This is a genomic window from Bacillus cereus group sp. RP29, assembly GCF_040459765.1.
Classification (GTDB): domain Bacteria; phylum Bacillota; class Bacilli; order Bacillales; family Bacillaceae_G; genus Bacillus_A; species Bacillus_A paranthracis.
Map to the genome: position 1 here is coordinate 4,522,601 of NZ_JARVHN010000001.1, position 13,480 is coordinate 4,536,080.

The window sequence follows — 13,480 nt, forward strand, 5'->3', positions numbered from 1 at the left end:
TTTATATTTAAAAAAATATAATTATGCTAAAACTAATTGTTCTGCTTGTTTCAGTACTTTCAAACCATCACACATGCCATAATCTCGTTGGTCTATAATCGCAACTGGTATATTGTATGAATTTGCAAGAAACTCTACGGCTGGAAATAAATATTTCACTTGCGGACCAATTAAAACAACATCAGCATTTTTTATTTCCAGTTTCACAAGTTCTGAATCAACTGCTTTAATTTTATAATCCTTCCCTTGTTTCATTGCCTCTTCTTGCATTTTTCTTACAACCATACTCGTTGACATGCCTGCTGCACAACATAATAAAATGTACATCTTATACTGTCACTTTCTCTTCTATTCGTTTATGAAGAGTGATAAATTCTTCAGCAAGTTCTTTCACTGTAATTGCATTCATTAAATGATCTTGTGCATGCACTAACAGTAAACTGATTTCTGCATGATTTCCTCCTGCTTCTTCTTGAATTAAGTCTGTTTGAATACGATGAGCTGCTGAAATTTCTTCCCTAGCAAGTTTCATCTTTTCACTCGCATTCTCAAAATCTCCTTGTCTTGCAAAAGCAATTGCTTCAAGTGACGCGCTTCTCGCGTTGCCACCATGTAAAATTAACGCAAATGGAGTTTGCATATCAGTCATTTTAAATTCCCCCAAGCCATCTTTTTTCTATATTGTTATCTTATTATGAAAACGCATACAATTAAACATAAAAAACTTCCGTTGTGTAACGGAAGTTTTTATATACTTCTCTTATAACGATAATAATATCTCTTGAAAATCTTCAACCACTTCAGCCTGAGCTAATTTCTCTATCGTATTTTGATTAGACATAATATCATATAAAAAATCATAAAGCTTTTGTAAATCTTCATTATTATTGCGCTTTACACTAAATAAAATAATAACTTGTACTTTCTTATCTCCCCAGTCAACCGCTTTATTAAGTGTACAAAACATCAAAAATGTTTTCTCACTTAATAACTGCATCGGATGTGGAATCGCAACTAAATTCCCAACCGCTGTAGGGGATGTATTCTCTCTTTCCATAACAGAGTCATAAAAGTGTTCTGGTACATAGTTTTTCTCAGCAGCTTTCTCACATAAAAATCGGATAACCTCTTCCTTCGTAGAAGCATTGTGATTTAAAAAGATTAAATCTTCCTTCATATATTGCTGTACACTAGTATTCACATGCGTAAATAACTGCTGACCAATTGACTTAATCTCTTTATCATCAAATATTGAGTTTACTTTTATAACAGGCACAGGTAAACCACTTGGTATATGAATCGTACTAATAATACAATCTATTTTATCTTTATAAAGGTCTTCTACTTTCAATTGATAATAACCGGTAATTCCCACAATCTCTAATTTATCTCGGAACTGTGATAGAATTTTATATTTCAATAGTTGGGCACTTCCTTGACCAGTTGCACAAACTAATAAACATCTTTTCTTTTGATTCTGTTCCTGTAAACGGCTCATCGCTCCGCCAAAGTGAATCGCAATATAACCAATTTCACTTTCCGGAATCGATTCTCCCGTATATTCACCAATTATATCTCCAACGAGAACCGCAATTTCAAAAGCATACGGATAATTCTTTTTCACTTCTGCCAAAAGAGGATTTCTCGTATTTAACTTATACTTCAAACGATTTAATAACGTTTTTAAATGAACACCAAACCCAAATAATAATTCTTCATCATAATAAAAAATAAGATTCCGTTCTTCCGCTACTTTAAAAAGAATATGTTGCATGAATGCATATAGATCTTTTCCTAATAGTTCTTCCACATTTTCATAACGATCTTTCGCTGTAACAGCAGTACTTAATAAATGCATCGTCACATATAAAACTTCTTCTTCTGGAAATGAAAGATGCAACTCTTTCTCTAAATCCCCTAAAATCTCTTTCGCAATTGTATATTCTTTCTTTATTATAAGTTCAGCTTGCTCTACATGTAGTCCTTTCATATAATGTTGATCTTCACAACGCTTTAATGCAATTGCAATATGAATGACTAAATTATCAATTTCTATATCTGATAAGTATATCGTTCCTCCTTCGATATACTTTAATATAATCGAACGGATAAGCGGTATATGAGGTAGCGATAAGTATGTATCATTCTGCTCAAATTGCTCATGAAACGGAGTATGGTCATAACGCGGTAAACCATATTGTGATAAACAAGAACGAATATGAAACTCCTCTCCGACAATACGTATACCATAATACGGTCTCTTTTCAATTTGTAATTGATAGCGACCACATATATCTGTCACATCTTTCATAATTAAATTTACAGTCGATTTACTTACATAAATCTCCTCTGCTAACTGTGAAAGCTTCACATACCCATCTGTCGTTAAAATACGTTGTAGAATGTAAGCTATCCTTTCTTCGTAAGAAGTTGGGATCTTTTCCGTCTGTTTTTGAAATAGACTCACGCAAAACTCTTCAAACTTCTTCGCTTGTATAATTTCTAGTTCGTATCCAGTCCCTCTTTGCGATTCAATTTTTGCTCCATTTTCTTCCAATATATCATTTAATAATTTTATATCTTTTTGAATCGTCTTCGTTGATACATGTAAACGGCTCGCTAAAAAAGCTCGATTTAACATCGATTTCTCTTCTAAAAACTCCTCTAAAATAGAAACTAATCGCTGATGCACCTTTGTCATAGCTCTTCCTCTCGCAATTTATATATAAAAAGGAAAAAGCTGCTGAAATCAGTAGTTTTTCCCTTTTATTTTATCTATTTCTTTAATGTAAATCCGAATTTATCCCATGCTTGCAAATAATCTAATAAGAAAATCTCTTCTTCTACAATTCGACCAACTACATTTGTTTTTCCTGTATTCACCATATCTTTTAATGCAATTTGCAATTCACCTTTATATTGGCCATATTGCTCATTATCAATTAGAAGATCGCCGCGCTTAATTTCACGTGTATGATGAGGTTTAAACTCTTCTTTTTTATATTTCACACGGCTTTGTGTAGAGCGAATCATATATTCAGATACATCCCCGCGATAAAAATGAGGTTCGTCTAATACGATAATTTTTTCTAGTTCTGTCGTTGTATCATATAACTCTATATCAAATGTTTGTTTCTCTTTATTTAATGCACCTAGTGCTTGTAATTCTACTTCTGATGCATAAGCATTCGCAATAATAACATCATCAATTAATTCTGTTGCAAATAAATGCTTCGCTTGTGTTGTCATTGGTAATTCACGATGCTGCTCTAACGTACATAATCCTTCTGTTACTGGCCAAGGTCCATATGTTGCATCAAATGATGAAATAAAAGCAGCCGTTCTCATACCGTAATCTTTAAATTGTTTCGAGCATTTCATAAAATGATCATATGATAATCCAGAATAACGATGCGGATAAAAATTATGGCAACCAATTAAATTTTCGCGATTTGGTCTATGACTCATAATGTTATCTACATACTTCGTACCGTTACTCATATTGATCTCAATTTTTAAGCCATACGGATTGTACGTCATAATTGATTCTTCTAATCCTGAGAAACCAACATCTAAACGAATACCGTACGCACCTAGTTCATGGAAAAACGATAAATCGTTATATGAAATACCTAATTGCTCAAAAACAGCTGGACTAATATCAACTAACACTTGGAATCCTAATGCATTTGCATGAGAAATCGTTTCTTTAAACTCTTCTATAATTTTCTCTTTTTCACCATCTACAGATAATAAACATGTAAATACACGAGTAAATCCGTATTTACTTGCTAATGTTAAATACTCTTTATCTTTCTCTACTGTTGAATGTTCTGGATAAATAGAAATACCTAATCGTCTCATATGTACACGCCTCTTTCTTCATCATATTGTAAACCTTTTCAAATATATGTAGCGAAAAAGTATATATCCCCTTCTCATTCACTACTTTTTGAATCCGCTTTCTTTAAAGGAAAAACAATTTCTATCATTCATAACAACTACCAGTCTATACATCTATACTTTACATCTTTTTTTCATAGTTGTGTAGTCTTTCCACAAATTTGTCAGTTTTTTACCTCGAAAATTGTTGTACGTTTTCAAGGCACCTTCCTTGACTGTTACATTGGCCAATACATATACTCGAAAGAAAAGAGAAATTTTTTATATAGGGGATGAATATATGGGAGAAGCAATACTCGTAAAACGAGAACCGTTATGGACGAAAGAATTTGTCGCGCTAATTCTAGCAAACTTATGTATGTTTTTAGGATTTCAAATGTTAATTCCGACTTTACCTGTTTATGTGAAAGAAATTGGAGGTACAAGTTCCAATATTGGATTTGTTGTCGGTATGTTTACTGTTGCGGCACTTTTTGTTAGACCGCTAACTGGAAATGCCTTGCAAAAATTCAGCAAAAAAATCATTTTAATGATCGGTACTGCTATTTGTTTACTCGCTATGGGTAGTTATCTTTTCGCTTCAACTGTTTTCCTATTGCTTGCCGTTCGAATTTTACACGGAGCTGGTTTTGGTATTACAACGACTACATATGGAACTGTCGTTTCCGATTTAATTCCGCAAGCTCGCCGCGGTGAAGGCATGGGATATTTCGGTCTTTCTGGAACGATTGCAATGGCGCTCGGTCCACTTATCGGACTTTGGCTTATGCAAACATATAACTTCACGATTCTTTTTTTATGTGCACTTTCCTGTACAATTGTTTCATTAATATTAACGAAACTACTTCAAATCAAAAAATCGCCGCAATCACCACAGCAAACATCTGGTACCTTTCTCGATGGATTTATTGAGCGCAAAGCTTTACTTCCTTCATTATTAATATTATGTATTACATTAATGTACGGGGGAATCGGAAGCTTTATTACGTTATTTGCTACGGAAGTCGGCATTGCTGATATAAGCCTCTTCTTCTTATTTAATGCACTTGCAATCGCTGTTACTCGTCCATTTTCCGGAAAGTTATATGATGCGAAAGGTCATTCCTTCGTAATTATTCCAGGAGTTATTATTACGTTTACAGGGATTATTTTATTGTCGTATACAACTACCATTCCAAGCTTAATTATTGCAGCAGCATGCTACGGAAGTGGTTTCGGAGCGATTCAACCTGCACTACAAGCGTGGATGATTGACCGAGTAGCACCGCACCGACGAGGAGTCGCAACAGCTACATTCTTCTCAGCATTTGACCTTGGAATTGGTGCTGGCGCGATTATTTTTGGATTCATTGCACATTTTACAAACTACGCAACTGTATATCGTTATTCCTCTCTATTACTTATTGCTTTCCTATTCATTTACATCACAAGTGTAAGAAGACAAAAGCATGGAAATAAAAACACAGAAAAAGCTGCTGGATAATTCCAGTGGCTTTTTTACGTATTTTTGAGTTTATAAAACTACATGCATTTTCCTACATATTTTTTTACCTTTCATCAAAAAATATACGATGAACTCACAGACGCTTTCCTTCATATACAAATGAAAAACACTATTCTAAAGAGTGTGATTTCTTTACAAAAATACGATTTACAAAAGATAAAAACCAATAAAATACAGCTGTTTCTTTAAAGAATTGTAAACTTTTTATCCCTTTGTAAATTTAGTGTAAATTTTACTGATAAATCGTTTACAGTGGCTCACGGTTCAGTTAATAATTACATCGTACATGAAATTTAAGGAGTGGAATGCGTGGAATACAATGTTCAAGATATGATCTTCCAGTTCATTGGTGGATTAGGTATTTTCTTATTCGGAATTAAATACATGGGCGATGGACTGCAACAAGCTGCTGGAGATCGTCTTCGTGATATTCTAGATCGCTTTACAACAAACCCACTGATGGGTGTACTAGCAGGTATGTTAGTTACCGTATTAATCCAATCAAGTTCAGGAACAACCGCTTTAACAGTCGGACTTGTAAGTGCTGGGTTTATGACATTAAGACAAGCAATCGGTGTTATTATGGGTGCGAACATCGGTACGACAGTTACTGCATTTATTATTGGAATTAAAATCGGAGAATATGCTCTTCCAATTATGGCAGTTGGAGCTATCTTACTATTCTTCTTTAAAAATAAAAAAGTACATTCTTTAGGTCAAGTTATATTCGGTTTTGGTATGTTATTCTTCGGTTTAGAACTAATGAGCACAGGTATGAAGCCTCTTCGCTCTTTAGAATCATTCCAAGAATTAACGGTTAGCATGAGTGATAATCCAATTTTAGGTATTGTTGTTGGTACAGTCTTCACTTTAATTGTACAAAGCTCAAGTGCAACAATCGGTATTTTACAAGAACTATTCGGTCAAGGTGCAATCGATTTACAAGCTGCCCTTCCTGTATTGTTTGGTGATAACATCGGTACAACAATTACAGCTGTATTAGCAGCAATCGGTACTTCAATTGCTGCAAGACGCGCAGCATTAGTTCACGTTATCTTTAATATTGTCGGTACAATCATCTTTACAATTTTATTAATACCTTTTACAAATTTAATTCAATACTTCCAAACGTCATTAAACTTAAATCCAGAGATGACAATTGCATTTGCACACGGAACATTTAACGTAACGAATACAATTATTCAGTTCCCATTCATCGCTGTATTAGCATGGATTGTAACGAAAATTATTCGCGGGGAAGATGCTGCTATTGATTTCAAACCGCAACATTTAAATCCAATCTTTATTGAACAATCTCCAGCTATTGCTTTAACTGAAGCACAAAAAGAGATTATTCGTATGGCTGAGTTTTCATTACATGGATTAAAAGAAGCAAACCAATTTTTAAACACACAAGATAAAAAACACGCTGACATGGCTACTCAATTAGAAGGAGCTATTAACAACTTAGATAAAAAAATTACCGAGTATTTAGTTTTACTATCAGAAAAGCCGCTTTCACCTACAGATTCTGAAAAACATTCCGTTTTAGCAGGTGTCGTTGGCGATATTGAACGTGTCGGTGATCATGTAGAAAACCTTGTAGAACTTGTTGATTTCCAAATTTCAAACCGTGTTTCCCTATCAAACGAAGCACTAGCTGAATTAAATGAAATGCTTGAGTTAACGATTTCAACATTACAAGACGCAGTTGAAGCTTTAACAAACTTCGATACTGAACTAGCTCAAACAGTTATTGCAAAAGAACGTAAAATCGATCAAATGGAACGTGTTCTTCGTAAACGTCACGTATTACGTCTGAATGAACGTAGCTGTTCAGGTGATGCAAGTATCATCTTCGTTGATATGGTAAGTAACTTAGAGCGCATTGGCGATCACGCTGTAAATATCGCTGATGGTGTTTTAGGTGAACAAGGTAAAGTCCATTTAAAACAATCATTATAATAGGAAAGAGACGCTAACATGAGCGTCTCTTTTTTCATTTCATATTTACAACCGTTCTACCTTTTAACTTTCCTTGCAATATAAGTGTAAACTTCTCATCTAATTCTTCTAATGTACATTCTTCTGTATAAGATAGTAACTCTTTGTTTTCCCATTCATTTGCTAGGAGCGTCCATACATCTCTTCTCACATCTACTGGGCACTGTACAGAATCTACTCCTAACAGGCTTATGCCTCGCAAAATAAACGGATATACCGTTGTTTGTAATTCATGGCCTGCCACATTACCGCATGTCGTTACGCACCCGCCATACTTTACCGTTTTTAAAGCTGTTTCTAACATATGTCCACCTACAGTATCGATAACCCCGGCGTATATTCCTTTAAGCATTGGTCTTCCTGGTTCATCATTCAATTCTGCGCGATGAATCACCTTTTTCGCTCCTAGACGTAGTAGCATCTGTTCCTCTTCCATTTTTCCTGTCGCTCCTACTACGCTAAACCCTAACTTACTTAAAATACTAACAGCTACACTTCCTACGCCACCTGTAGCACCTGTTACTAGTACATCTCCCATACTTGGCGTTATACCTGCTCTAATAAGCTTATATACTGATAAAGCAGCTGTAAAACCTGCTGTCCCGTACATCATACTTTCCTTTAATGACATTCCCTCTGGTAAAGGGACAATCCAAGATGCTGGCACGCGAATATATTCTCCGAAACCACCAGAAGTATTCATCCCTAAATCATATCCCGTTACAATGACTTGATCTCCCGCCTTAATGGTAGCATCTTTACTACTCACAACCACTCCTGCTGCATCAATTCCTGGCGTATGAGGATATGTTCTCGTAACACCTTTATTACCAGTGGCTGAAAGAGCATCTTTATAATTTAGTGAAGAATAATGAACCTGTATGAATACGTCCCCTTCAGGTAAACTACTTACTTCTCTCTCGACAACGTTTCTTACAAACTGCTTATTTTCTGTTTCGTTCACAACGATTGCTCGGAATGATGTATGATTCATTATGTTCTCTCCTTTATCCGTCAAATTCTTCTTTATTATATAGAAGAAACAAGTAGACCTATTCATTTCTTCTTGGCTATATTTCAACAAATCTTACTTCTCTATTACTTTCTCACAATACATATTTTCATTTCTACTAAAAAACCTTATACTTATTCTACATCTGAAAAATAAAATATAGAATATCTGACTTTTTATAAATAAATTGAATTTTTACGAAATGTAAATGATTTGTAATGTTTTTTTTCGCTAAATTTCATTATAATAAGTGGATATGAGTGTCGTATTTCAATCCAAATGAAGGAGTACAGGAAATGGAGCAAAACCCATCTTTGCAAGAAAATACACGCAGTAACCCGAAAAAAAATAAGAAAAAAATAAAAGTTATTATAAGCGCTATACTATTCGTTTTATTAATAGGCGGCGGTTATACTTGGTTTTTAGTAAATAAAGCATCTTCTGCTGTTCGAAATGCCGCACATGATTTAGCGCGCGGTGATAAATCTGATTTACGTGATAGAGCTGTAAAACCTATTACAAACAATGTCTCTGTCTTAGTAATGGGTGTTGATGAAAGCGATGTCCGAGGAAAAGAATATGGTGAAGCTATTAGAACAGATGCGCTGTTGCTTGCAACGTTTAATAAAGATAGCAAAACTGTAAAACTATTAAGTATCCCACGTGACACATATACTTATATTCCAATAGAAAAGAAAAAAGATAAAATTACACACGCTCATGCATTCGGTTCTGCTAAAAATGGAAAAAATGGTGGACCACAAGCAAGCATTGATGCAGTTGAAAAATTAATGAATGTTCCTGTCGATTATTTTGTGAAATTTAACTTTAAATCATTTATAAAAATCGTCGATGACTTGGGCGGTATTGAAGTTGATGTACCAGTTGAATTTACTGAGCAAGATAGCAATGATAATGCAGAGGCAATTCACCTAGAAAAAGGTGTTCAAAAGTTAAATGGCGAAGAAGCTCTTGCTCTTGCTAGGACAAGACACATCGATAGTGATGCAATGCGTGGACAACGTCAACAACTCGTTATCGAGGCTATTTTAAAGAAACTAACAAGTGTTGGTTCTGTAACAAAAGTTGGCAACATCATTGATGATATTAACGGACAATTCGTTACAAACTTAACATTTGATGATATGCTTTCATTCTATAAGTACGGATCGGATTCAGAAATCGAGAAATTACAAATTCAAGGTGACGACTGCTATATGGAAAAAGGGGACGATACATGTAGCAAATCCGCTGGTGGCGGCCGAACGTATTACTACAATCCAGATAAAAAAGAATTAGCAAAGGTTACAAACGATCTTCGTACTCATCTTGGATTACCTGCATATACAAAAACAGACTCTGATTCGAAAAAAACAAGTACAGAGAAAACAAAAGAATCTAAGTCTGAAAATACAAGTGAACGCGAATCAAGTAACAATGAAATGAAAAATAAAAATAGCAATGAAGATACAGAAACATCGTCTAACGACAATGAATAATAAAGAAGCAGTTCTCTATGGAGGTAGAGTACTGCTTCTTTTTATTCCGTCACAATTAAAAATCAGAACTTTCTAACTATCTTTTTTAATATTTTTAAATTATAATAAATAGTAGCAATCTATTCCAATTATCAGGGGGCTCATACATATGAAAGCTGCAGTAAAACATAACATCTCAGATTTTAAAGACTACTTAAAGTCAAACGATATATACATGGAAGAAAATATAGATGAAAATGATGGTTCTGTTCATTTTTCAGTAGGATTAGAGACAGAAGCTGGCGCAAAAATTCAACTTATCGCTGCTTTCCAAAACGAACATCCTACTGTAGATATATACTGCTTCAATGTTGCTCACGTACCTAATGAAGCAGCAACAAATGATGTTTTACATACCATTAATGAATTAAATACATCTTATCGATTTGCAAAATTCACATTAAACAAGCAAAATGCAATTGATATTTCAACATCTCTTGCATTCTCAGAGCCAAACTTTAATCCAGCACTTGTCTTTGAACATACGAGAATGCTATATAAATTAGCAAATGACGAATATAAAAACTTAATGAAAGTGATTTGGGCATAAATAAAAGGATGGGCTGCAAGCAGCGCCATCCTTTTATTTCAATATCATATCAATCCACATCTTAATAGCTGTACCTACAATCAAAATCGATAACATATATTGCAGTGCTTTTTGATTGATCTTTTTCCCTACTCGCGCTCCAAGCGGCGCTGCAAAGATACTTGCAATCGCAATAATAAGAGCTGGAATTACAACTACTTGTCCAGTTATTACTTTTCCAGTTGTAATCCCTACTGAAGAAATAAACGTAATAGCGATAGATGTTGCTATCGTTGTACGTATCGGCAATTTTAAAATAACTAGCATAATCGGAACTAAAAGGAACGAGCCTCCAGCACCTATAATGCCTGATGCTCCGCCTACAATAAAGGCCAACAAGCTTGCTAACCATTTATTATATTTCACTTCATCACCATTATTTCGTTTCGGTACGAACATCATAATAGCAGCAATTGTTGCTAACGCTGCATAAACAACATTGACCGTATGTTCCTCCAATGCATTAGCACCAAAACTACCTATGAAACTTCCTATTAATATACTAGCTCCCATATACACAACGAGCGTTTTATCCATATCATTACTTTTCCGATAAGCCCATGCCCCTGCAAAAGTTGCAAAGAATACTTGCACCGCTGTAATACCACTCACTTCATGTGCAGTATAGCCAGTAAATCCTAGCAATACCGGAATGTATAAGATCATCGGATAATTAATAATCGCACCGCCAATTCCAACCATTCCTGATATAAACGATCCTATAAACCCAATTATAAAAAGTAATACGACTAAACTCACCTTATATCCCCCGCCTTCTAAAAAGAAGGTGATTTAAATGAATAAGTTTACATTCCCATCCGAAGCATCTGCTAAATAAGCTCCTACTCCTGCAAACTCTACCCCTTCCATAATCTCTTCCTCTTTTAACCCTAATAAATCTACTGTCATTTGACAAGCTACAAGTTTAATCCCCTGTTCTTTCGCCAAATCAATTAAATCTGGTAACGGCATCGCATTATGTTTTTTCATAATACCTTTAATCATCTTTGGTCCCATACCAGCAAAATTCATTTTAGATAATCCCATCTTATCAGCGCCGCGTGGCATCATCTTTCCAAACATTTTTTCTATGAAAGTTTTCTTTACCTCTACATGTTCATCTTTCCTTAAAGCATTTAATCCCCAGAAAGTATGAAAAATAGTTACCTCTTGATCATACGCCGCTGCACCATTTGCAATAATATAAGCAGCCATCGCTTTATCATAATCTCCGCTAAATAAAACGATTGTTGTTTTCTTCTGTTGTTCCATGTTGTTTTCCCTCCAATTACCTATAGGTGTATTTTTATTTTTATAAAAAATTGTTTCGCCCTATTCTACTTTACCTTCCCACGCTAACATACCACCTACCATATTGATTGCTTGAAAACCGTAGCTCTCTAAAAATTGAACAGCTCGTGCACTTCTTCCGCCAGAACGACAAACGATAATATACTCTTTCTTTTTATCCAACTCATGCATACGAAACTCCAATAATCCTAGTGGAATGTTACACGCTTCTGGAATTTTCCCTTCAGCTACTTCTTCTACTTCACGTACATCTACGATATTTACTGCTTCTTTACGTACCAATTTTTCTTCTAATTCTTTTGCTGTCATTTCTTTCATTTTACATTTCCTCCTCACAAACCATTCATACCGCCTGAAACATTGATAACGTGCTGAAATCCTAATTTTTTTAATACTTTTGCAGCCTGCTTACTTCTCATTCCACTTTGACAAAGAACAATAACTTCTTTCTGTTTATCTAATTGTTGCGCCTTATTAGCTAGTTCATTTAATGGGATATTCCGAAACCCTTTAATATTGTTCCCTCTATACTCACCAGCTGTTCGCACATCAATAAATTGTTTATTATTTTGTCCCATCATACGTTTTAATTCTTTTCCTGAAATGTTTTTTACTCCTCTAGCTGGTAAGAATCGAGAAATAATAAACCACGATACAAGTACAATTAAGATTATATTCAATATTGTCTTCACATCCATAAAGCTATTCAAACTCCTTCTATACTTTTTTCCTATCCAAATACATACTATAGCTTTGAATATGGAACCCCTTCTTTCTTAAAAAGCGTATACTTAAATTCCGATCCACTTTATTATGAACAATAAGATGCAAAGGCTTATTTGGTATTTCATGATAATACCGTTTTAAATACGCATATGGTATACACATAATTCTAGAATTGTTATCACTGTCGCTCTCTGTATAATTTCGTACATCTACAATAACACTTTCAATTTTCCTTACTTGTTCTAACGAAATATATGCAACATTTAAAACGGGAATGTAACGTTTTACTAAACTTCCCAGCACCAATACTATTAGGGGTATAACTATATAGAACATATATGATTATCCTCTTTACTTTCAATAATAAGCAGATGATTTGCTCCTCCGCCTATTATTGAAATGCTATGCTTTCTTGATCCAGAACTTTAATTCACCATCTTCTTCCGTGTGTTTTAACACTTCATGACCGCCTGTTTGTGACCATGCTGGAATATCTTTAATCGCACCTTTATCTGTTACGTGTACTTCTAACACTTCTCCTGATTGTAATGCTTCCATTGCCTTCTTTGTTTTTACAATTGGCATTGGACACGCTAATCCTTTTACATCTAATACTTGCTTGGCATTCATTTCATATACCTCCTGTTTTTATCATTAAGCCTTCTTAATCCAGAACTTTAATTCGCCGTCTTCTTCTGTATGCTTTAACACTTCATGACCACTTGTTTGTGACCATGCTGGAATATCTTTAATCGCACCTTTATCTGTTACGTGTACTTCTAACACTTCTCCTGATTGTAATGCTTCCATTGCCTTCTTTGTTTTTACAATTGGCATTGGACATGCTAATCCTTTTACATCTAATACTTGCTTGGCATTCATTTCATATACCT

The 13,480-nt window shown here is 34.7% G+C and carries 16 protein-coding genes; 4 read left to right on the forward strand and 12 right to left on the reverse strand.

The window, feature by feature from the left end; all coding sequences use genetic code 11:
• Window positions 1–21: 21 nt before the first annotated feature.
• The 4 genes from QCI47_RS24015 to QCI47_RS24030 form a co-directional block, all read right to left on the reverse strand.
• Complete coding sequence (locus tag QCI47_RS24015; protein ID WP_000275647.1) at window positions 22–327, reverse strand: PTS sugar transporter subunit IIB; 306 nt, start codon at window positions 325–327, stop codon at window positions 22–24.
• A gap of 1 nt (window position 328) precedes the next feature.
• Window positions 329–649 (reverse strand): PTS lactose/cellobiose transporter subunit IIA, encoded by a 321-nt coding sequence (locus tag QCI47_RS24020; RefSeq protein ID WP_000131334.1) that lies wholly within the window; start codon window positions 647–649, stop codon window positions 329–331.
• Between the two features lie 111 nt (window positions 650–760).
• Window positions 761–2,701, reverse strand: coding sequence for a BglG family transcription antiterminator (locus tag QCI47_RS24025; protein ID WP_000169840.1), 1,941 nt, complete (start codon window positions 2,699–2,701; stop codon window positions 761–763).
• Between the two features lie 74 nt (window positions 2,702–2,775).
• The gene (locus tag QCI47_RS24030) at window positions 2,776–3,864 is read right to left on the reverse strand and encodes a DUF871 domain-containing protein (RefSeq protein ID WP_001253343.1); all 1,089 of its coding nucleotides are present in this window, start codon (window positions 3,862–3,864) and stop codon (window positions 2,776–2,778) included.
• Window positions 3,865–4,183: 319 nt separating this feature from the next.
• Between QCI47_RS24030 and QCI47_RS24035 the strand changes: the two genes are divergently transcribed.
• Both QCI47_RS24035 and QCI47_RS24040 read left to right on the forward strand, forming a co-directional pair.
• Window positions 4,184–5,386: an MFS transporter gene (locus QCI47_RS24035; RefSeq protein WP_000503266.1), complete on the forward strand. Its 1,203-nt coding sequence runs from the start codon at window positions 4,184–4,186 to the stop codon at window positions 5,384–5,386.
• A gap of 330 nt (window positions 5,387–5,716) precedes the next feature.
• A complete protein-coding gene (locus QCI47_RS24040; protein ID WP_000456257.1) occupies window positions 5,717–7,372 on the forward strand; it encodes a Na/Pi cotransporter family protein in 1,656 nt (551 codons plus the stop codon).
• A 34-nt stretch (window positions 7,373–7,406) separates the two neighbouring features.
• On the opposite strand, the gene QCI47_RS24045 is transcribed toward QCI47_RS24040, so the two are convergent.
• Window positions 7,407–8,405 carry a YhdH/YhfP family quinone oxidoreductase gene (locus QCI47_RS24045; RefSeq protein WP_309422835.1) on the reverse strand — a complete coding sequence of 333 codons (999 nt, stop codon included), beginning with the start codon at window positions 8,403–8,405 and terminating at the stop codon, window positions 7,407–7,409.
• Window positions 8,406–8,719: 314 nt separating this feature from the next.
• Here QCI47_RS24045 and QCI47_RS24050 point away from each other — a divergent pair, with 314 nt between their 5' ends.
• The gene (locus tag QCI47_RS24050; RefSeq protein WP_000437431.1) at window positions 8,720–9,922 is read left to right on the forward strand and encodes an LCP family protein; all 1,203 of its coding nucleotides are present in this window, start codon (window positions 8,720–8,722) and stop codon (window positions 9,920–9,922) included.
• A 148-nt stretch (window positions 9,923–10,070) separates the two neighbouring features.
• The gene (locus QCI47_RS24055; RefSeq protein WP_000642365.1) at window positions 10,071–10,511 is read left to right on the forward strand and encodes a YbjN domain-containing protein; all 441 of its coding nucleotides are present in this window, start codon (window positions 10,071–10,073) and stop codon (window positions 10,509–10,511) included.
• A 33-nt stretch (window positions 10,512–10,544) separates the two neighbouring features.
• Here the strand turns inward: QCI47_RS24055 and QCI47_RS24060 are convergent, their stop codons facing one another.
• The 7 genes from QCI47_RS24060 to QCI47_RS24090 all read right to left on the reverse strand — a co-directional run bounded on the left by QCI47_RS24060 (window position 10,545) and on the right by QCI47_RS24090 (window position 13,469).
• The gene (locus QCI47_RS24060; RefSeq protein ID WP_000060727.1) at window positions 10,545–11,309 is read right to left on the reverse strand and encodes a sulfite exporter TauE/SafE family protein; all 765 of its coding nucleotides are present in this window, start codon (window positions 11,307–11,309) and stop codon (window positions 10,545–10,547) included.
• 33 nt (window positions 11,310–11,342) lie between these two features.
• The gene (locus QCI47_RS24065; RefSeq protein ID WP_000437719.1) at window positions 11,343–11,822 is read right to left on the reverse strand and encodes a DsrE/DsrF/DrsH-like family protein; all 480 of its coding nucleotides are present in this window, start codon (window positions 11,820–11,822) and stop codon (window positions 11,343–11,345) included.
• 60 nt (window positions 11,823–11,882) lie between these two features.
• Window positions 11,883–12,179 carry a rhodanese-like domain-containing protein gene (locus tag QCI47_RS24070; RefSeq protein WP_000661803.1) on the reverse strand — a complete coding sequence of 99 codons (297 nt, stop codon included), beginning with the start codon at window positions 12,177–12,179 and terminating at the stop codon, window positions 11,883–11,885.
• Between the two features lie 14 nt (window positions 12,180–12,193).
• Window positions 12,194–12,559 (reverse strand): rhodanese-like domain-containing protein, encoded by a 366-nt coding sequence (locus QCI47_RS24075; protein WP_000382692.1) that lies wholly within the window; start codon window positions 12,557–12,559, stop codon window positions 12,194–12,196.
• A gap of 19 nt (window positions 12,560–12,578) precedes the next feature.
• Window positions 12,579–12,923 carry a hypothetical protein gene (locus QCI47_RS24080; protein ID WP_000499413.1) on the reverse strand — a complete coding sequence of 115 codons (345 nt, stop codon included), beginning with the start codon at window positions 12,921–12,923 and terminating at the stop codon, window positions 12,579–12,581.
• A 66-nt stretch (window positions 12,924–12,989) separates the two neighbouring features.
• Window positions 12,990–13,217 carry a sulfurtransferase TusA family protein gene (locus tag QCI47_RS24085; RefSeq protein WP_000992269.1) on the reverse strand — a complete coding sequence of 76 codons (228 nt, stop codon included), beginning with the start codon at window positions 13,215–13,217 and terminating at the stop codon, window positions 12,990–12,992.
• A 24-nt stretch (window positions 13,218–13,241) separates the two neighbouring features.
• Window positions 13,242–13,469, reverse strand: coding sequence for a sulfurtransferase TusA family protein (locus tag QCI47_RS24090; RefSeq protein WP_071741529.1), 228 nt, complete (start codon window positions 13,467–13,469; stop codon window positions 13,242–13,244).
• Window positions 13,470–13,480 lie beyond the last annotated feature (11 nt).

Excerpts from the sequence above, each read along its gene's own strand:
- QCI47_RS24015 (WP_000275647.1), bottom strand. The coding sequence starts at position 327 with ATGTACATTTTATTATGTTGTGCAGCAGGCATGTCAACGAGTATGGTT.
- QCI47_RS24020 (WP_000131334.1), bottom strand. The coding sequence starts at position 649 with ATGACTGATATGCAAACTCCATTTGCGTTAATTTTACATGGTGGCAAC.
- QCI47_RS24025 (WP_000169840.1), bottom strand. The coding sequence starts at position 2,701 with ATGACAAAGGTGCATCAGCGATTAGTTTCTATTTTAGAGGAGTTTTTA.
- QCI47_RS24030 (WP_001253343.1), bottom strand. The coding sequence starts at position 3,864 with ATGAGACGATTAGGTATTTCTATTTATCCAGAACATTCAACAGTAGAG.
- QCI47_RS24035 (WP_000503266.1), top strand. The coding sequence starts at position 4,184 with ATGGGAGAAGCAATACTCGTAAAACGAGAACCGTTATGGACGAAAGAA.
- QCI47_RS24045 (WP_309422835.1), bottom strand. The coding sequence starts at position 8,405 with ATGAATCATACATCATTCCGAGCAATCGTTGTGAACGAAACAGAAAAT.
- QCI47_RS24050 (WP_000437431.1), top strand. The coding sequence starts at position 8,720 with ATGGAGCAAAACCCATCTTTGCAAGAAAATACACGCAGTAACCCGAAA.
- QCI47_RS24055 (WP_000642365.1), top strand. The coding sequence starts at position 10,071 with ATGAAAGCTGCAGTAAAACATAACATCTCAGATTTTAAAGACTACTTA.
- QCI47_RS24065 (WP_000437719.1), bottom strand. The coding sequence starts at position 11,822 with ATGGAACAACAGAAGAAAACAACAATCGTTTTATTTAGCGGAGATTAT.
- QCI47_RS24070 (WP_000661803.1), bottom strand. The coding sequence starts at position 12,179 with ATGAAAGAAATGACAGCAAAAGAATTAGAAGAAAAATTGGTACGTAAA.
- QCI47_RS24075 (WP_000382692.1), bottom strand. The coding sequence starts at position 12,559 with ATGGATGTGAAGACAATATTGAATATAATCTTAATTGTACTTGTATCG.
- QCI47_RS24080 (WP_000499413.1), bottom strand. The coding sequence starts at position 12,923 with ATGTTCTATATAGTTATACCCCTAATAGTATTGGTGCTGGGAAGTTTA.
- QCI47_RS24085 (WP_000992269.1), bottom strand. The coding sequence starts at position 13,217 with ATGAATGCCAAGCAAGTATTAGATGTAAAAGGATTAGCGTGTCCAATG.
- QCI47_RS24090 (WP_071741529.1), bottom strand. The coding sequence starts at position 13,469 with ATGAATGCCAAGCAAGTATTAGATGTAAAAGGATTAGCATGTCCAATG.